The sequence below is a fragment of the Variovorax sp. GW821-FHT09A10 genome (assembly GCF_059418385.1).
In genome coordinates this window covers 727,675-746,123 of the sequence record NZ_JBWKPT010000001.1, presented here as the reverse complement: position 1 = coordinate 746,123, position 18,449 = coordinate 727,675, and the positions used below count along the sequence as shown (strand labels likewise).

At 67.2% G+C, this 18,449-nt stretch carries 17 protein-coding genes; 9 read left to right on the top strand and 8 right to left on the bottom strand.

What is annotated here, in order from left to right; translation table 11 throughout:
* Positions 1-33 precede the first annotated feature (33 nt).
* From AC07Q9_RS03555 to AC07Q9_RS03535, 5 genes are all read right to left on the bottom strand, one after another.
* A complete protein-coding gene (locus AC07Q9_RS03555) occupies positions 34-741 on the bottom strand; it encodes a GntR family transcriptional regulator (RefSeq protein ID WP_192195479.1) in 708 nt (235 codons plus the stop codon).
* 5 nt (positions 742-746) lie between these two features.
* Positions 747-2,078, bottom strand: a complete 1,332-nt coding sequence (locus AC07Q9_RS03550; RefSeq protein ID WP_489062864.1) for a C4-dicarboxylate transporter DctA — start codon at positions 2,076-2,078, stop codon at positions 747-749.
* Positions 2,079-2,251: 173 nt separating this feature from the next.
* Entirely contained in the window at positions 2,252-3,457 is a 1,206-nt protein-coding gene (locus tag AC07Q9_RS03545; protein WP_495307415.1) for a dihydrolipoamide acetyltransferase family protein, read from the bottom strand.
* The gene (locus AC07Q9_RS03540; RefSeq protein WP_062472230.1) at positions 3,458-4,471 is read right to left on the bottom strand and encodes an alpha-ketoacid dehydrogenase subunit beta; all 1,014 of its coding nucleotides are present in this window, start codon (positions 4,469-4,471) and stop codon (positions 3,458-3,460) included.
* 5 nt (positions 4,472-4,476) lie between these two features.
* A complete protein-coding gene (locus tag AC07Q9_RS03535) occupies positions 4,477-5,718 on the bottom strand; it encodes a 3-methyl-2-oxobutanoate dehydrogenase (2-methylpropanoyl-transferring) subunit alpha (RefSeq protein WP_495307413.1) in 1,242 nt (413 codons plus the stop codon).
* A gap of 184 nt (positions 5,719-5,902) precedes the next feature.
* On the opposite strand from AC07Q9_RS03535, the gene AC07Q9_RS03530 reads away from it, so the two are divergent.
* A complete protein-coding gene (locus AC07Q9_RS03530) occupies positions 5,903-6,877 on the top strand; it encodes a metallophosphoesterase family protein (RefSeq protein ID WP_495307411.1) in 975 nt (324 codons plus the stop codon).
* Here the strand turns inward: AC07Q9_RS03530 and AC07Q9_RS03525 are convergent.
* Positions 6,846-7,460, bottom strand: a complete 615-nt coding sequence (locus AC07Q9_RS03525) for a DUF308 domain-containing protein (RefSeq protein WP_495307409.1) — start codon at positions 7,458-7,460, stop codon at positions 6,846-6,848. The two genes, AC07Q9_RS03530 and AC07Q9_RS03525, sit on opposite strands and share 32 nt — an antisense overlap.
* A 151-nt stretch (positions 7,461-7,611) precedes the next feature.
* On the opposite strand from AC07Q9_RS03525, the gene AC07Q9_RS03520 reads away from it, so the two are divergent.
* Entirely contained in the window at positions 7,612-9,081 is a 1,470-nt protein-coding gene (locus tag AC07Q9_RS03520) for an HD domain-containing phosphohydrolase (RefSeq protein ID WP_495307407.1), read from the top strand.
* 25 nt (positions 9,082-9,106) lie between these two features.
* Here AC07Q9_RS03520 and AC07Q9_RS03515 read toward each other — a convergent pair whose 3' ends face one another.
* The gene (locus AC07Q9_RS03515) at positions 9,107-12,652 is read right to left on the bottom strand and encodes an indolepyruvate ferredoxin oxidoreductase family protein (protein WP_495307406.1); all 3,546 of its coding nucleotides are present in this window, start codon (positions 12,650-12,652) and stop codon (positions 9,107-9,109) included.
* Positions 12,653-12,888: 236 nt separating this feature from the next.
* Between AC07Q9_RS03515 and AC07Q9_RS03510 the strand changes: the two genes are divergently transcribed.
* Together AC07Q9_RS03510 and AC07Q9_RS03505 are read left to right on the top strand one after the other, a co-directional pair.
* Entirely contained in the window at positions 12,889-13,803 is a 915-nt protein-coding gene (locus tag AC07Q9_RS03510) for a LysR family transcriptional regulator (RefSeq protein ID WP_235926729.1), read from the top strand.
* Positions 13,804-14,248: 445 nt separating this feature from the next.
* Entirely contained in the window at positions 14,249-14,521 is a 273-nt protein-coding gene (locus AC07Q9_RS03505) for a hypothetical protein (protein ID WP_495307404.1), read from the top strand.
* A gap of 341 nt (positions 14,522-14,862) precedes the next feature.
* Here AC07Q9_RS03505 and AC07Q9_RS03500 read toward each other — a convergent pair whose 3' ends face one another.
* Positions 14,863-15,813, bottom strand: coding sequence for a class I SAM-dependent methyltransferase (locus tag AC07Q9_RS03500; protein ID WP_495307402.1), 951 nt, complete (start codon positions 15,811-15,813; stop codon positions 14,863-14,865).
* Positions 15,814-16,119: 306 nt separating this feature from the next.
* Between AC07Q9_RS03500 and AC07Q9_RS03495 the strand changes: the two genes are divergently transcribed.
* From AC07Q9_RS03495 to AC07Q9_RS03475, 5 genes are all read left to right on the top strand, one after another.
* The gene (locus tag AC07Q9_RS03495; RefSeq protein WP_495307400.1) at positions 16,120-16,389 is read left to right on the top strand and encodes a hypothetical protein; all 270 of its coding nucleotides are present in this window, start codon (positions 16,120-16,122) and stop codon (positions 16,387-16,389) included.
* Between the two features lie 55 nt (positions 16,390-16,444).
* A complete protein-coding gene (locus tag AC07Q9_RS03490; RefSeq protein ID WP_495307399.1) occupies positions 16,445-16,828 on the top strand; it encodes a hypothetical protein in 384 nt (127 codons plus the stop codon).
* Between the two features lie 25 nt (positions 16,829-16,853).
* Entirely contained in the window at positions 16,854-17,249 is a 396-nt protein-coding gene (locus AC07Q9_RS03485) for a hypothetical protein (protein ID WP_495307397.1), read from the top strand.
* Positions 17,246-17,806: a hypothetical protein gene (locus AC07Q9_RS03480; protein ID WP_495307395.1), complete on the top strand. Its 561-nt coding sequence runs from the start codon at positions 17,246-17,248 to the stop codon at positions 17,804-17,806. Before AC07Q9_RS03485 ends, AC07Q9_RS03480 begins: the two co-directional genes overlap by 4 nt.
* 148 nt (positions 17,807-17,954) lie before the next feature.
* Complete coding sequence (locus tag AC07Q9_RS03475) at positions 17,955-18,416, top strand: hypothetical protein (RefSeq protein ID WP_495307393.1); 462 nt, start codon at positions 17,955-17,957, stop codon at positions 18,414-18,416.
* Positions 18,417-18,449 lie beyond the last annotated feature (33 nt).

The following is an 18,449-nucleotide window of genomic DNA, read 5'->3' as shown; positions in this document are numbered from 1 at the left end:
ATTGATAGCTGGCGGCGGCACAAATGCACAGCGCTAACGCTTGGCTGCGCGCGGCAACGCCACGGGCGCCAGCGTGGCACGCAGGCGGCTCGGCGCATCGGGCTCGGTGGTGGCGTCGACCTCCAGCGCCCGTTCGACATTGCCGATGTGGTCGAGCATGAGCTGGCGCGCCTGCTCGATGTTGCCGGCCTCGAGCGCCTCAACGATCGCGCCGTGCTCCGCACACGACTGCCCGGCCTCGTGCTTCGATTGGTAGAGCGTGGCCGCCAGCGTGGTGCGCGCCGTGAGGTCGCGCAGCACGTCGACCAGCAGCTGGTGGCCCATCTGCTCGGCCAGGCAGACATGGAAGTCGGCCAGCAGGAAGGCGCGCGTGGCGGCGTCGGCGCCTTCGATGGCGCGCTGCTCGTCGGCGATGTGGTCGCGCAGCTTGCGGATCACCTGGCCCAGCGGTCGGCCTTCGCTCGCGGCCAGGATGCCGGCCTCGACGATGCGGCGTGCCGAGAAGGCGTCGCGCGCTTCTTCGGCCGAGGGCTCCACCACGTACCAGCCGCGGCGCGACTGCACCTCGACGAAACCGCGCGCCTGCAGCTGCATCAACGCCTCGCGCACCATGGTGCGGCTGACCGAGAAGTTCTCGGCCAGCGCCTGCTCGCCGAGCCGGTCGCCGGGCGCGAGCTTCTGCGCGAGGATGGCCTCGACGACGCGTTCGGCGATGGCGGTGGGGCTGACGTCGGCGGGCATTTTTTTCAGTGAGCGGTGGAAGCGGCGGTGCCGGTGTTTACCACGGGCGCCTCGGCCAGCGGCTCGTCGTCGGGCGAATAGGTGCCGTCGAGCACCGCGTGTGCGCGCTCGCGGTCGATGTCGCCTTCCCACGCGGCGATCGCGACGGTGGCCACGCAGTTGCCGATCAGGTTGCCCAGCGCGCGGGCGATGCCCATGAACCAGTCGACCGAGAGCACCAGCACCAGGCCGATGGCGGGAATCGCCGGAATCGCATGCAGCGTGGCGGCCAGCACCACGATCGCCGAGCCCGGCACGCCGTGCGCGCCCTTGGAAGTGACCAGCGCGATCGCCAGGATGGTCAGCAGGTCGGCCATCGAGATCGGCGTGTTGGTGGCCTGCGCAATGAACACGGCCGCCAGCGTGATGTAGATCGAGAAGGCGTCGAGGTTGAACGAGTAACCCGTGGGAATCACCAGGCCCACCGTCGAGTCGCGGATACCCATGCGGCGCAGCTTGGCCATGATCTGCGGCAGCACGCTGTCCGACGAGGTGGTAGCGAACACGATGGCCAGCTCTTCGCGCAGGTAGCGCAGCAGCTTCCACAGGCTGAAGCCCGAGAAGCGCATCACCAGCCCGAGCACCACGAACACGAAGATCAGCACCGCGCCGTAGAAGAGGGCGACCAGCATGCCCAGCTGCTTGAGCGAGCCGATGCCGTACTTGCCGACCGTGAAGGCAATGGCGCCCAGCACGCCCAGCGGCGCCAGCTTGATGATGATGCCCATGATCTTGAACAGCACCAGCGAGAGCGCGTCGACCACCGCCGCCACCGGCGCGCCGCGATCGCCCAGCAGCGAGAGCGCGCAGCCGAACAGCACCGCGAACAGCAGCACCTGCAGCACGTCGCCGGTGGCGAAGGCGGCGACCACCGTGGTGGGAATGAGCTTCATCAAAAACTCGACCGTGCCACCGCTCGTGAGCTTGTCGGCATTGGAGGCGTAGGCGCTCATCGCGCTCGCGTCCAGCGTCTTGGGGTCGACGTTCATGCCCACGCCCGGCTCGAACACGAAGGCCAGCACCAGGCCCATCGCCAGCGCGATGGTGGTCAGCACCTCGAAGTAGATCAGCGCCTTCACGCCGACCCGGCCCACGCGCTTGAGGTCGCCCGCGCCGGCGATGCCATGCACCACCACGCAGAACACCAGCACGGGAATGATCATCTTGATCAGCTTGATGAAGCCGTCACCCAGCGGCTTGAGCTTGGCGGCGAACTCGGGCGCAAAGAGGCCGACGAGCACGCCGATCACCAGTGCGATGACCACCTGTCCGAAGAGCGATTTGGCAAAGCGAGGCATGGAAATCTCCTGTCGTTGTCGTGTCGAGGTTTTGCATGCAAGGATCGCTTTTTCTTGCATACAAGAACTGTAGGCAAGAAGATTGCAGGGGGTTCAGAGGGTATTCCCGGGGCGTTCCGGTCGGGCGGGGCACCCCCGCCGCGCGCCGGGGTGGGGAGGTCTGTGCGGGGCGATTACTCGATGAAAAGCAGTGCCGGGCATTCGAGCGACGCCCGCACGGCCTGCACGAATTCGGCCGCCAGCTGGCCGTCGACCACGCGGTGGTCGAAGGAGGAGGACAGGTTCATCATTCGGCGCGCCACCACCGCGCCACCCAGCATCACCGGGCGCTGCACGATGCGGTTGACACCGACGATCGCCACCTCGGGCGCATTGATGATCGGCGTGGACGCAATGCCGCCCAACGCGCCCAGGCTGGTGACGGTGAGGGTCGAGCCGCTCAGCTCGTCGCGCGTGGCCCGGCCCGCGCGCGCGGCGTCGGCCAGGCGGGCGATCTCGGTCGCGCTCGACCAGAGGTCGCGCGCCTCCGCGTGGCGCAGCACCGGCACCATGAGGCCGGCCGCGGTCTGGGTGGCGATGCCGACGTGCACCGCGCCGTGGCGCGTGAGCACGCCCGCCTCGTCGTCGAAGCGGGCGTTGATCTGCGGGAAGCGCGGCACCGCCAGCACCACCGCGCGCACCAGCAGCGGCAGCAGCGTCAGGTGCGCCCGCTCGCCGCCCCAGCGTTCGTTGATCCGGGCGCGCAGCAGCTCCAGCTCGGTCACGTCGACCTCCTCGACGTAGGTGAAGTGCGGAATGCGGCGCATCGCGTCCTGCATGCGCTGCGCGATGCGGCGGCGCACGCCGGTCACGGGCACGGCCTCCTCGTCGTGGCGCTCGGCGTAGCGCGCCGCATCCGGCGCCGGCGGACCGGGCCGGCGCAGCAGCCAGGCGTCGAGGTCCTCGTGCAGGATGCGGCCGTCCGCGCTGCTGCCCGGCACCTGCCGCAGATCGATGCCGAGGACCGTCGCCCGGTGGCGCACCGCGGGCGCGGCGAGCGGCTTGCCGGTCGAGGGGCGCGCGTGTTCGGCCGGTGCCGGTGCCGCTGCAGGCGCCGCCGCCGAGACGGCCGGCACCGCCTCCTGCGCCTCGCCGCCGTCCGCCACATCGATCCGGATCAGTTCCGCGCCCACCGCGATCTGCTGCCCCACCTCGCCGCCGAGCGCGAGCACCCGGCCCGCGACCGGCGAGGGAATCTCGACCGTGGCCTTGTCGGTCATCACGTCGGCCAGCACCTGGTCTTCGGCCACCGTGTCGCCGGGCTGCACGCGCCAGGCCACCAGCTCCACCTCGGCAATGCCTTCGCCCAGGTCCGGCACCTTGATCGTGAGCGTGCCCATTCAGTTCTCCATGGCGCGGCGCAAGGCCGCACCGACGCGCGCGGGGCCCGGGAAGTAGGCCCACTCCTGCGCATGCGGGTAGGGCGTGTCCCAGCCGGCCACGCGCCCGATCGGCGCTTCCAGGTGGTGGAAGCAATGCTCCTGCACCAGCGCCGTCAGCTCGGCGCCGAAGCCGCTGGTGCGCGTGGCCTCGTGCACGATCACGCAGCGGCCGGTCTTCTTCACCGAGGCGACCAGCGTCTGCAGGTCCAGCGGCCACAGGCTGCGCAGGTCGATGATCTCGGCGTCGATGCCGGTCTCGCGCGCGGCCGCTTCGCAGACGAAGACCATGGTGCCGTAGCTGATCACCGTCAGGTCGGCGCCGGGGCGGAACACCGTGGCCGACTCCAGCGGCACCGTGTAGTAGCCCTCGGGCACTTCGCCCAGCGGATGCGCCGACCAGGGCACCAGCGGCCGGTCGTGGTGGCCGTCGAAGGGGCCGTTGTACAGCCGCTTGGGCTCCAGGAAGATGACCGGGTCGTCGTTCTCGATCGAGGCGATCAGGAGGCCCTTGGCATCGCGCGGATTGGAGGGCATCACCGTGCGCAGCCCGCAGACGTGCGTGAACAGCGCCTCCGGGCTCTGGCTGTGCGTCTGGCCGCCGTAGATGCCGCCGCCGCAGGGCATGCGGATGGTGATCGGCGCGGTGAAATCGCCCGCCGAGCGGTAGCGCAGGCGCGCCGCCTCGGACACGATCTGGTCGTAGGCCGGATAGACGTAGTCGGCGAACTGCACCTCCACCACCGGGCGCAGGCCGTAGGCGCCCATGCCGATGGCCGAGCCGACGATGCCGCCCTCGTTGATCGGCGCATCGAACACGCGCGAGCGGCCGTACTTGGCCTGCAGGCCTTCGGTGCAGCGGAACACGCCGCCGAAGTAGCCCACGTCCTGGCCGTAGACGATCACGTTGTCGTCGCGCTCGAGCATCACGTCCATGGCGGAGCGCAGGGCCTGGATCATCGTCATCGAAGCCATGGCCGTCACCCCTCGGACGCCAGCTGTTCGCGCTGGCGCTTCAGGTGCTCGGGCATGTCCTTGTAGACGTCCTCGAACAGGGCGGCGTCGCCCGCGACGTGGCCGTCGGCCATGGAGCCGAAGCGTTCGGCCTCCTTCACCGCGGTGTTCACCTGCGCCTGCATGTCGGCCTGCGTCTGCGCGTGCTCCTGCTGCGACCAGGCGCCGATCGCCGTCAGGTGCTGCGCCAGGCGCGCGACCGGATCGCCCAGCGGGAAATGCGCCCAGTCGTCGGCCGGGCGGTAGCGCGACGGATCGTCCGAGGTCGAATGCGCGCCGGCGCGGTAGGTGACCCACTCGATCAGCGTCGGCCCCAGGTTGCTGCGGGCGCGCTCGGCCGCCCAGCGCGAGGCCGCCAGCACCGCGAGGAAGTCGTTGCCGTCGACGCGCAGCGAGGCGATGCCGCAGCCCACGCCGCGCGCCGCGAAGGTGGTGGCCTCGCCGCCGGCGATGGCCTGGAAGGTCGAGATCGCCCACTGGTTGTTGACCACGTTGAGGATCACCGGCGCGCGGTAGACGTGCGCGAAGGTCAGCGCCGTGTGGAAGTCGGACTCGGCGGTGGCGCCGTCGCCGATCCAGCCCGAGGCGATGCGCGTGTCGCCCTTGATCGCCGAGGCCATGCCCCAGCCCACCGCCTGGATGAACTGCGTGGCCAGGTTGCCCGAGATCGAGAAGAAGCCGGCCCGCTTCATCGAATAGCACACCGGCAGCTGCCGCCCCTTGAGCGGGTCGCGCTCGTTGGACATCAGCTCGCAGGTCAGCTCCAGCAGCGTCACGTCGTCGCGCGCCAGCAGCAGGCCCTGCTGGCGGTAGGTGGGAAAGCACATGTCGCCCTGCTGCAGCACCAGCGCGTGGCCGGTGGCGATGGCCTCTTCGCCGAGGCACTGCATGTAGAAGGAGATCTTCTTCTGTCGCTGCGCGATCAGCATGCGGGCGTCGAAGGCGCGTGTCTTCATCATCGCGCGCAGGCCGCGGCGCAGCAGCTCGGGGTCGGCCGGCGGCGCCCACGGGCCGACGGCGCGGCCGTCGTCGTCGAGCACGCGCACCAGCGTGTAGGCCAGGTCGCTGGTATCGGCCGGCGATGCGTCGACCGGGGGTTTTCGCACCTCGCCGGCACGCGACAGGTGCAGGTAGGAGAAATCGGTCTCGTGCCCCGGCCGCCCGGTGGGCTCCGGTACATGCAGACGAAGAGATGTGCCTGGGCTCATCGCGTTGTCTCCGCGCTCGATGGCATCGCGCGCCACCGCAGCCTAGCGAATTTCGGGCGTCAGCGCAGTCGGTCAATCGCGTAATTCGTTTGTCTCCCGAGACGCATGCGCCTCCCATGGATGGGGGAGGCGACGTTTCGGGGCGGCTCCTAGCATCCGCGCACCCACAACGAGGAGCCTCCCGATGAAGATCGCCTTTACTTCCTGCTTCAGTGCCCAGACCTTCAAAGAACAACCTGTCTGGACCCAGGTGGGCGCCTCGGGCGCCACGCACCTGGTGCTGCTGGGCGACTCGGCCTACTACGACGCGGACGGCTCCAGCATGGGCGCCATCAAGGCCATGGGCGCGAACGACTTCGCGGTCCACGCCTTCGGCCGGCTGCGGGACCAGCTGAACCAGAAGGAGTTCGCCAAGCTGGTGCGCAACACTGACTTGCGCATTCATCCGATCTGGGACGACCACGACTTTCTGTGGAACGGCGCCTGCGGTGCGCAGATCGAGGGTCAGCCTTCCTACCGGCACCTGCTGGACCCGACCCGCGCGGCGTTCCAGGAATACCGCAAGGCGCTGGATTCGAACGATCCGAAGACCTTTCCCAAGGCCGGCGATCCCTGGGCCTCGGGCGTTCCCGAACCCGGCTACCGGCCCCTCATGCTGAGCAACGCCAATGATCCAGACGGCGCCGTGATGCTGCACCTCACGGACGGACGCAGCTACAAGACCAAGGGCGGCGAGGATGCCGTGCTCGGCAAGAAGCAGATGAGCAAACTGAAGAAGGCCATCGAAGACTCGGACGAGAAGACGGTGCACCTCATCGCCAGCGGCCTCGTCTTCGAAGCCCGCCACGGCGAGACCTGGATGGACTGCGCGGCCGAGCACTCCGCGATCCTGGCGCTCGCGGAGAAGCGCCGCATCCTCATCCTCAGCGGCGACGTGCACGAGAACCGCTTCGCCGTGCCGTGGCCGGCGGGCCCCTGGAGCCTGTTCGAAGCCACGTCCTCCGGCGCCGCGCTGCGCACGGCGGTCACCGTCGGCGCGCTGCAGTGCAACTGGGGGCTCGTCGACATCACGAAGGACCAGGTGAGCATCGAGCTGTCGCAGCTGAACATGGACACGCGCCGCCGCGTCATCGACCGCAAGAAGTGGAAGATGCTGTAGGCGTGGCGGTGAGTGGGTTCACGGGCCGCTCCTGCGGCTTGCGAAGCAGGATCACGAGACCGGAGATCAGGAAGTACACGGCGCCCACCGTCGCATAGCCCGCGAGCGTCTGCAGGACCGGGGCGTCGGTGCCTTGCCGTGCGATGAAGAGGCCGCCGGCCAGCGCGGACTGCGCGCCGCTCAGCATCATCACCCACTGCCCCCGATGGCGCTTTCGGCGGCGAACGGCCGTCGCCAGCTCCAGCAGGCCCGCCACGATGGCCCAGACGCCGAAGATCGCCAGGCCGATCTGGAGCCCGAGCACCAGGGAGGCCACCACGGCCGCGGTGACCAGCGCGCTGATCCACGTGTTCAGCATCTGGCTGGGGTTGGCCCGGGGGCCGCCCGTCATCCGGGCGTCCACCAGGTTCGCCAGCGCGTCCCACGCCGGATAGACGACCAGCAGGATCGCCGTCAGCACCGGCGACTGCCTGGCGACGGTGAAGGCCAGCGCGACCCACACGAAGGAAAAGGCCGCACGGGTGAGGTAGAGCTTGCGCAGCCAGGCGGCTGATTGGGGAGGGGGTTGGATGATGTCGGACATGAAGAGGGGTGGGTAGGAGGAGGGGGGTGCGCCTCGTACGAGGCGGGTGCAACGATTCTTCTGCGCTCCCCCGGACCCCGGTATCGGTCGAATGACCGACACGCGCCCGACCGGCGGCTGTGCGATGCTGTGCGCTCGCCCCCGCGATCCCATGCCCGAAGACACCACCCTCTCCGCTTTCGACGCGGCCCGCGCGCTCGCCTTCATCGGCGACCTGAGCATGGGCCAGCCCATCGACCATTCGCTGCGCACCGCCTGGCTGGCCGGCATGATCGCGACGCAGGCCGGCTGCCACGTGGCGCAGATCGAGGTCGCGCAACACGTGGCGCTGCTGCGCTGGTCGGGCTGCACGGCGAACGCGCAGGAGTTCGCGGACTTCCTGGAAGACGACGTGCTGGGCCGGCGAGCCCTTCTGGCCTCCGCGCAACCGCGCCTGCGCCAGCCCCACCAGGCGTCCATCCCCGGGGCCGTCGTGGCGATGGCCCAGATCCACTGCGAGATTGCCGGCGACATCGCGAATATGCTCGGCCTGGGGCCCGAGGCCGAAGCCGCACTGCGCGCCGTCTTCGAGGCCTTCGACGGCAGCGGCGTCCCCGGCCTGCTGCAGGGCGAGGGCGTGCCGCTGGCCACCTACGTCGTGGCCCTGGCGAGCGATCTGGAAATCTTCAGCCGCCTCTATGGGCTCGACGAAGCCCTCACGCTCGCGCGGGGGCGCGCCGACAGCCTCTACCCCGGCTTCCTGGTCGACGCCTGCGCACCGCACGCTGCGGCATGGATGACGCGGCTCGATGCGTCGCCCGCGCCGTGGGCCGATGCCGCCGATCCGCCGGTGTCGATGCGCCGGCGTGTCGGGCTGGAACTCGTCGGCGACGTGAGCGACCTCAAGCTGCCGTGGATGACGGGCTACTCGCGGCGCGTGGCCCGCCTGGCGCGCGACTGCGGCGCCCAGCTGGGCATGAGCGAAGCGATGTGCCATCGCATCCACCGGGCCGGTCTGATCCACGGCATCGGGCGGGCCGCGGTGCCCAACGCCATCTGGAATGCGCCCGAGCCGCTGCCGGCCGCGTCGATGGAGCGCCTGCGGCTCGTGCCGTACTGGACGTCCCGCGCGGCGGGGCAGATCGACGGTCTCGCGGCAGAAGCAGAGATCGCCTCGTTCGCCTTCGAGCGGCGCGATGGCTCCGGCTACTTTCGTGGCCGCTCCGGTGCGTCGATGCCGCTCGAAGGGCAGGTCGTCGCGGCGGCCGAGCAGTGGGTGTCGCACCGCACCCGCCGTCCGTGGCGACCCGAACTGACCGACGCGCAGGCGCGCGATCGCATGCAGGCGGACGCCGAGGCCGGCCGCTTCGACGCGGAGGTCATCAGTGCGCTGCTCGCTTGTGCGCTCTCGGGCACGCCTGCGAAGCCCGTGGTGCCCGCGCAGGACGACGCGTCGCTGTCCCAGCGCGAGCTGGACGTCCTGCGCTGCATCAGCCAGGGCGACAACACGAAGCAGGTCGCGCGTGCGCTGGGCATCAGTGCGAGCACGGTGCGCACGCACGTCGAACGCGTGTTTCGCAAGCTCGGTTGCTCGACCCGCGCGGCCGCCACGCTGAAGGCCTCTGCCAGAGGCCTGCTGTAGCGGGCCGCGCCGGCCGTCCCATCGACTAAGCGGCCACAGGTTCCGGCCGAACCGCCCGCGCAGGCGCCGCGCTGTCGAGCTGCCCGCGCAGCATCTCCCACCGCACGCGCGCCGACACGATGCTTTCTTCCTTCACATGCCCGAAGCCGCGGATCTGCTCCGGCAGGCGCGCCAGCGACAGCGCGGTGTCGAAGTCGATGCGCTCGAAGCGCGCGAGCAGGTCTTCGACCATCGCGCGGTAGTCGGCCACCAGCTGGCGCTCCATGCGGCGCTCGGCGGTCCGGCCGAACGGATCGAGCGCCGTGCCGCGCAGGCCGCGCAGCTTCGCGAGCACGCGGAAGGCGCCGAGCATCCACGGGCCGAAGCTGGTCTTCAGCGCGCGGCCTTCCGCATCGCGACGGCCCAGCACCGGCGGCGCCAGATGAAAGCGCAGCACCGGCTTGCCTTCGAACTGCTCGCCGAGCTTCTCCATGAAGCGCGGGTCGGCATACAGGCGTGCCACCTCGTACTCGTCCTTGTAGGCCATGAGCTTGAACAGGCCCGAGGCCACGGCCTTGGCCAGCACCGTGCTGCCGCGCGTGCGCTGTTCGGCGTCGCGCACGCGTTCGACGAGGTCCGCGTAGTCGCGTGCATAGGCCGCGTTCTGGTACGCCGTGAGGAACGCGGTGCGGTCCGCCACCAGTGCTTCGAAGCTCTGGGGCTTCTGCAGCGACACCACCTGCGCCGGCGCGGCCTGGCGCGTGACGGCCGTGAGGTCGAGCGCCGCCTTGCGGCCCCAGCGGAATGCGGCCTGGTTGGCCTTCACGGCCACGCCGTTGATCTCGATGGCCTTGTCGAGCGCCTGCGCCGACAGCGGCACGAACCCCTTCTGGAACGCGAAGCCCAGCAGGAACAGGTTGGCCGCGATGGCGTCGCCCATGAGGCGCGTGGCCAGTTGCGTGGCGTCGATGAAGTCGGCGCGGCCTTCCACCGATTCCTCGATGAGCGCACGCACCTGCGCGGCCGGGAACTGCCAGTCGGGCTGCTGCGCGAAGTGCCCGGTCGGCTGCTCGAAGGTGTTGACCAGCGCATAGGTGCGGCCCGGCCGCATGCGCGCGATGGCGTCGGGCGCGCCGGCCGTGAGCATGTCGCAGCCCAGGATCAGGTCGGCCTCGCCGGTGGGAATGCGCTGCGCCTTCAGTTGCGCCGCGTCGCGCGCGATGCGCACGTGCGACGTGACCGAGCCGTTCTTCTGCGACATGCCCGTCATGTCGAGCACGCTCACGCCCTTGCCTTCGAGGTGCGCCGCCATGCCGATCAGCGCACCGATGGTGATCACGCCTGTGCCGCCAATGCCGGTGATCAGGATGTTGTGCATGCCTTCGAGCGCGTGCGGCACTGGTGCGGGCAGGGCGGGCTCCTCGGCGGCCTTCACGGCCACGGGTGCGTGCTTGCGCGGCTTCACGCCTTCGACCGTCACGAAGCTCGGGCAGAAGCCCTTGATGCACGACTCGTCGGCGTTGCACGCGCTCTGGTTCACGCTGCGCTTCAGGCCCAGGTCGGTTTGCTTCGGTAGAAGGGCGGTGCAGTTCGATTGCTCGCCGCAGTCGCCGCAGCCTTCGCACACCGCGTCGTTGATGAACACGCGCCGCGCGGCTTGCGGAAACTCGCCCTTCTTGCGGCGGCGGCGCTTCTCCGCCGCGCACACCTGGTCGTAGATCAGCACCGACACGCCCTCGAAGCCGCGCAGCTCGCGCTGCACCGCGTCCATGTCGTCGCGGTGGTGCACGCTCAGCGCAAAGAGGCCGTCGCGCTCGGGCGGCAGCAGGCTGCGGTCGGCCCAGCGCGTCGGGTCTTCGGCCACCAGCGCGATGCGCTTCACGCCTTCGGCCGCCACCTGGTGCGCGATGCGCGGCACGGTGATCGGCCCGTCGACCGGCTGGCCGCCCGTCATCGCGACCGCGTCGTTGTAGAGGATCTTGTAGGTGATGTTCACGCCCGCCGCCACGGCCGCGCGGATCGCGAGCGAACCCGAGTGGTAGTAGGTGCCGTCGCCCAGGTTCGCGAACACGTGCTTGCGCTTGGAGAACCACGCCTGCCCCAGCCAGGGCGCGCCTTCGCCGCCCATGTGCGTGGTGGTGCGGTTGTGCTCGGGGTAGATCGCGGTGGCCATCACGTGGCAGCCGATGCCCGCGAGCGCCAGGCTGCCTTCGGGCACCTTGGTCGAGGTGTTGTGCGGGCAGCCCGCGCAGTACCAGGCCGGGCGCGAGGGCGTGGCCACGGCCTTGCCGAGCACCACGTCTTTCGCGTCGAGGATCGCCAGCCGCATGCGGATGCGGTCGCTGGTGTGAAAGCGCGCCACGCGCCCGGCGATGACGCGCGCGATCTGCGCCACCGAGAAGTCGGCCGTGGCCGGCAGCAGCCACTGGCCGCGTGGGTGCGCGCCCCATTCGCCCTGTTCGTCGAACTTGCCGATCACGCGCGGGCGCACGTTCTCGCGCCAGTTGTACAGGTGCTCTTTGAGCTGGTATTCGACGATCTGGCGCTTCTCTTCGACCACCAGAATTTCTTCGAGCCCGTCGGCAAACTCGCGGATCGAGTCGGGCTCCAGCGGCCAGGGCATCGACACCTTGAACAGGCGGATGCCGATGCGCGCGGCCTCGTCGGCGTCGATGCCCAGTTCTTCCAGCGCTTCGAGCACGTCGCGGTACGACTTGCCCGAGGCCACGATGCCCAGCCGCGCCTGCGGCGAATCGATGGTCACGCGGTTCAGGCGGTTCTCGCGCGCGTAGGCGATGGCGGCGTAGATCTTGTAGTCCTGCATCAGCGCTTCCTGCTTGCGCGCCTGCACGCCGAGCGTGTCGGTCGACAGCCGCGCATGCACGCCGCCGGGCGGGAACACGAAGTCTTTCGGCAGGCGCGTGTGCACGTCGAGCGCGCCCGCGGCAATGGAGCCCGACGACTCCACCGTGTCGGCCAGCGCCTTGAAGCCGACCGGCAGGCCGGCAAAGCGCGACATCGCAAAGCCGTGCAGGCCCAGCTCGATGTATTCCTCCACGCTCTGCGGGTAGAGCATGGGGATCATCGAGGCGGCGAACAGGTGGTCGCTCTGATTGGGCAGGGTGGACGACGACGCGCCGTGGTCGTCGCCCGCCACCAGCAGGATGCCGCCCTTCGGCGAGGTGCCCGCGTGGCTCATGTGCTTGAACACGTCGCCGCAGCGGTCCACGCCGGGCGCCTTGCCGTACCACATGGCGAACACGCCATCGACCGCGCTCTCGCCGGTCAGGTGCACCTGCTGCGTGCCCCACACGGAGGTGGCGGCCAGCTCTTCGTTCACACCGGGCAAAAATTTGACGGCGTTGGCCTCGAGCTGGGGCTGGGCTTTCCACAGCGCTTCGTCCAGGCCGCCGAGCGGCGAGCCGCGGTAGCCCGAGACAAAGCCCGCGGTGTTCAGGCCGGCCTGCTGGTCGCGCCATTTCTGCACGAGCATGAGGCGCACCAGCGCCTGAATGCCGCTCAGGTAGATCCGGCCTTCGGTGGCCGTGTATTTGTCGTCCAGCGCAACGCTGGCGAGTTCGTGGGTTGCCATGAGAGAAAGGACTCCGGGTAGGACTCGTGGAATGCGGGCGTGGCCCCGGTAGAGGGCCGGCCCGCGAAACGCCTCGCCGGGGTTGCCGCCGAGACAGCGACGATTCTTTCGCACCCCGGCCCGAAAGTGCTTCTTCGTTTCGACGGGGAAACCCGCATTCCGGAAGAACCATCGCCGCCGCAGTCGATTCGCCGAAAGGCCTTCGGCCATACGCCCGCAACCGCACAGGCCCGACAATGTCCGCCCGATCGACCGAGGACCCGATGAGACCCGACCTGGATTCGCTGGCGCTGTTCCTGCGCGCCATTGAGCACGGCAGCCTGTCCAAGGCGGCCGCCGAGAGCCACATGGTGCTGTCGGCCGCGAGCCGGCGCCTGGCCATCCTCGAGAGCCAGCTCGGCGTGGGGCTGCTCAACCGCACCTCGAAGGGCGTCACGCCCACGGGCGCGGGCGAGTCGCTGGCCATGCATGCGCGCCAGATCCTGCGCGACGTGGACCGCATGCGCGCCGACCTGTCGGACTACGCGCAGGGCGCCACCGGCCGCGTGCGGCTGCATGCCAACGCGTCGGCCATGGGCCAGTTCCTGCCCGACGATGTGGCCAGCTTTCGCCTGCGCTACCCCGAGATCCGCGTGAGCGTGGAAGAGCACCGCAGCGTCTACATCGTGCAGGCCATCCGCGACCGCCAGGCCGACGTGGGCGTGATCACCAGCGAGGCGGTCGACCCGGCGCTGCACTTCATTCCCTACCGCACCGACCGGCTCGTGGCCATCGTGCGCCAGAAGCATCCATGGCGCGGGCGCGAGGTGTCGTTCGAAGAACTGCTCGACTTCGATTTCGTGGGGCTCGAAGACGACTCTGCCATCTCCCGCACCATGGAAGACGCCGCGATGAGCGCGCGCAAGGTGCTGCGCCTGCGTGTGCGCGTGAAGAGCTTCGAGGCCGTGTGCCGGATGATCGAAGCGGGGATGGGCGTGGGCATCCTGCCCGAGGGGGCGGCGGTGACCTACCGCAAGGAGATGAAGCTGCGCTTCATCAACCTCACCGACGCGTGGGCGTCACGACGGATGTACCTGTGCACGCGGCAGGAGGCGTTGAGTTTTCCGCAGCGGCGGTTGGTGGATCATCTGTTGGCGCGAGGGATGCCGTAGGGCACGGGTTCATTCAGGGCGACGCTCACGCCGACGGGGCACCTTGCTCCGCGAATGTCCCCCGGCCTTCGGCCTCCTCCTTGATTTCGCTGCGCAAGGCACCCCATCGACGTGAGCTTGTTGAGCGCAGCTGCGGTCCGGCATGGCGCATTGCGGAAGCTGCATTTGTTGGCGCGCTTCGAGACTTCGTGCCGCACGAAACCGGCACTGCGCCGCGCTCTTCTCTAAAGTAGCTGCCCCTGCCACTCAAAACCCCACCAAGGGGACTCGGAAGACGCCACACACAGCCATTGAAATGTGGAAAGGCTGCTTGCCTCGCGGCAGGTTGTCGGTGCGAAAGCAGCGATGCAAATGCGAGGTATCAAAAGGCGACGGCCAGGGTGTTAGTAGCACCCCAGCCGTCTAACCAAGTTCGTGCAACCACCTTGGAAGGAACCGCACAAAAATGGCTACCAAGACTATAGCCCGGCCTCGCACGCCGGTACCTCCCGCCGGAATCACTCACGAAGACCCGGCGAATCTCCTCGAAAACACACTCGCCCAACTCGAAGCCCTGCTGTGGGTCTGCCACGGGGAAGACATCGACTGGTGCAGCGGCGAAGGCCCCCGGCAACTGGACAACCTGCTGTGGCTTGCGGCGGAACTGGCGCGCAAGGCGGGGGAGTTGTTTCAGGCGAGTGAGAGGGCGCGGCGTGGGGCGCTTGAGACTGGAAGTTAGCGGTGAGGCTGCGGGCTGCGGATCTCGCGGCCCGCCTGACGGGCCGGGTTCTTCCGGGCACGATCTGCGCCGCCATGCCGCCCGGGCTGAAGTCTTCGCGATGGACCAAATTTGGCCCGGTCGAGGTTGCTCGTGGGGAGGTCTTGGTGGCAGTTATGCGCCCCACTGCTGATCGTCGGCAGACAAGGCAGGCGCCCGCTTTGCAGCGGTTGCCGACATCCCCTCGGCCCAGCGCGAATGGGTACTATCGGCCGGGACCAGTCATTCGACAGCTTGCTTCAATTCACACGAAGGCGCTCCATGGGGCCGTCCGCCCGTGGCGCTAATGCGTAGCGCACCCTTCAGACCTCAGGTTGAACACCCGGCGGTGCCCGGTACACCAACACCTTCAACGACCGCTCGTCGGACACGTCGGGAAAGGTGCTTGGGTTCGCCAGTCTTTCCACGAAATCCAGCTCCGGCGCCAGTGCGCTCATTTGCTCCTGCAGGAATTTTGGTCCCAGTTCTGGGGCATTGAGGCATAGCAGGACGAGGCCGCCGGGCTCCAGCAGGTCAGGCAAGCGCTTGATCAGCCGGGCGTAGTCCTTGGTGGCAACGAAACTTCCCTTTTGATAGCTTGGTGGGTCAACGATGACCAGCCCGTAAGGGCCTCCGCGCGCGATTTTTCCCCACGAACTGAAAAGGTCATGAGGGAGGAAGCTCGCGCCCGCGAGCACGCCGTTGGCGCGGTGGTTCTGTTGTCCCACGGCCAGAGCGCCCTTGCTCATGTCCAGGTTGGTGACGTGCCGGGCCCCTGCCTGCAATGCGACCACCGAAAACGCGCAGGTGTAAGCAAACAGGTTGAGCACCTTGACGCGCGACCGGGCGTCTGGGCGCGCCTTCACAAACGCACGAACCCAGCGCCGTCCTTCGGCCATGTCGAGAAACAGCCCGTGGTTCTGGCCCCGGCCCACGTGAACGCGATAGCGAGCGCCGTCCTCGGTGACCCAATGCGGGTCGGGCACCGAACCGCCCATGAGTTGTGTGCTGCTCTGGCCTTCATGCCGGCACTGAAACACCCACTGCAGCGTTTCACCCGGTGCCAACTGTGACCAGCGACGCTCCAGTGCGGCGCCAATTGCAGCCAGTTCGCCGTCGGTCGCTGGCTTGAAGCTGGTCAACACCCAAACCGGCGGGAAAAAATCGAGCGACAAGTGAGCGCACGCTGGATGAAGCCCACCGCGGCCGTGGAAGATGCGCTGCGCATCCACCGGTGCGGACATTGAAGCGATTGCGTCGAACAGGGGCTGCATAGGCATATGCTCCCATTCTGACCGGATATCGCGGTGGTCCTGGCCAAGACTTCACTGCGCGAACTGGACCGCCAAGCCTCGGAAGAGAGGTGACGTAGGCAGTCGACGGGAGGAACTATGGGGTTTCGAAAATGGCTCAGCTCCGCTGGAGGAGCATTGCTCGGCGCCATACCAGCTTGTTCGGCGGCATGCAGCCTCGCGCCATCCGCGTATGACCTAGAAGCATTCTTGACGCAACGGGACTCATTGCAAGTGGTCATACTTGCAAAAGTTGTTGCGGTTGAGGACCTACCACCTCGCCCGCAGATGGTCTCTGAGCAAGAAGTCGAGTTTGAGGTGTTGCGTTCGTGGCGCGGAGGGAATCAACCGTCGATTGTTGCGACTATCGGCGTCGGGGAACCAAGTGGTACCAGTTGCAACGGCATTGGCGACCTGCGCGTGAAGCTGAGGCAAACATGGCTCATGGTGGGAAGCTACGACAATACCGGCTTTAGGCCGTCGGCGCTCAAAAGCAAGCTTCTTCCCGATGGTGTACTTCCCGCTGAGACATTGAAGCTGCTGGAGTCCAGCAAATAGCCGATGACGGCCAAGACCGGACCTTCGAGACAACCTCCCAGTCGACCAACGAACTATGAGCGCTGACCAGATTTCAGAGATTGCCCCGGCTGTCCGAGAGGCGCTCGAAGCGCCAGAATTTTGTGCGACCTTTGAGGTCGCTGGCCAGGCGGATAAGTGGGTTCAGTTCCACACTGGCACGCTGAACGCCGCGTACCCGCGTGTGGAGCATCCCTCGGCGGTGCTAGCCGCGCTGGGCGGAGCACTGCAGGAATGGGCCCCAGGCGTCTCGCTGACTGTCGCCTTGCCGGCCAAGGACGGACGAACCATCGCTAAATGGATTGACCGCTACTTTGAGACGGTGCTGGGCGCGTCTGAGGACTACGACGTCGATGTTCGGCTTGAACGGGTCAAGACGGTCGGTCGCACGTCAGATGACTCGTCCGCATCAGGCTACTGACGGCCAGAACCAGCCACTCAAACCAATGAGCCTTCTTCGACCGTTCTTGCAAAGCGAATCGTTACGGATGCAGTTCCCGATCTGCACCGTCGGGGTGCCGGTTTCACAGCTGTCGGCGCAACTGGCAATCCCACTTGAGGACTGGCATGAGCCAGGGATGGGAGAGGTTCGTGGTTTTGGTTGCCACCTTCCGAACGGAATGATGGTCTTTCTTGACGAGTTTTTATCGGCGACGCAGCTTGGCGCGACTGTCCATGTTGACGCCTCTGCTCTCGTTGGCCGAGATGTCAATGATGTGGTCTCGGCCGCTCTCAACGGGTTAGGACTGTCAATGTCGTTCGTTACTTGGCTTCAGGCAGAGTCGAGTTGGACGGCCGCGCAAGAAATCGCGAAAGCGGCCGGCGCACACAAGCCCTCTTGAGTAACGGGTGGCGCTGTTTTATTCGCCTGAACGCCACCTTCGAAAACGAGCGAGTGTGCCCCGCCGACACCAGCACCACCGACATCGCTTCGGCTACAGTCGGCCAGGAGCGGTCAGTCGCTGCCTTCGGCAAAATTCAGCCACAAGCGGTCATTTGCATCCCAACCAGGACATCGGAAGACTCCAAAATGAAGGTCAAACGAATCGTCGCGGAATTTGAAGATCTGCTTGTGTACGCTCAAGGTGGAATTGACCTGTACAGAAAAGGCATCTCGAAAGCCTTCCTATCGCACGGGTTCCCAATGATTCTCGAGGGCTTGCAGGCTGCACGCCGTGAGCTCGAAGCCTTGGGTATGTATGAACGCTGCCGCGATGCCTTGGTGCAAGCGGAGGCGCTCGTCAAGCAGGGCCCCGAGCACGACTATGAAGCCGAGACGCTGATCCTCGAAGCCAATCGTGCACTGATTCAGGTGTCAGGCAGCCACGAAGCTATGGGTCGTCGGTATCGAGCCGCCAACGATGCTCCGAAATCCCAGGGTGGCGAAGGACCGCTTTAGAGCGGGCTGGATAGCTGCTTCCGGCAATTTCGCGACGCCGGCATGACCGGCTACAGTCGGCCAACAACGGATGCTCGATAGGGCCACCCCAATGAAAGGGCAATTAATGTCTCTATTCCGGAGCGGGTACCGGTCTACGGCGAATTACTTGGTCGCCGGCCTCGCACTGTTGCTCAGCCCCGAGACATTTGCGCAATCTACACCCTTGACTGGGCGCTGCGGCGAAATTTACTCGATAGAGAGGAGTGCTATTTTTCCAGATGGCGGCTCGATCGAAGTCGACGGCACAGATCGCTGCGGATTCCGTTTTGCCATACGAGTAGACAACTCTTTGGACCGATTGCAGCAAGGCGGCTACGCAAAAGTTTTTCTCAACGACGTCGAGGTCATGCGCCGTAGCCCGGAAGAATGGAAGTTGCTCGAGCTCTTGGATCGCAGCGCCAAGCGTCGCCTGCAAGGAGTATCGGTCGGCCAGTTCACATCTCGTCTTCATGTTGGCTCTGACCAAGCAAGCATGAGCACGCTAGGACTAGTGGGAGTGCTTCAGGAGATTTGCCTGAGATCGACCGGGCACAGGTATGTTTCTCGATGCGAGCGCTATATGCGCTAGCAAGTACGGTGACCTCTCCGCACATCGAAAAGG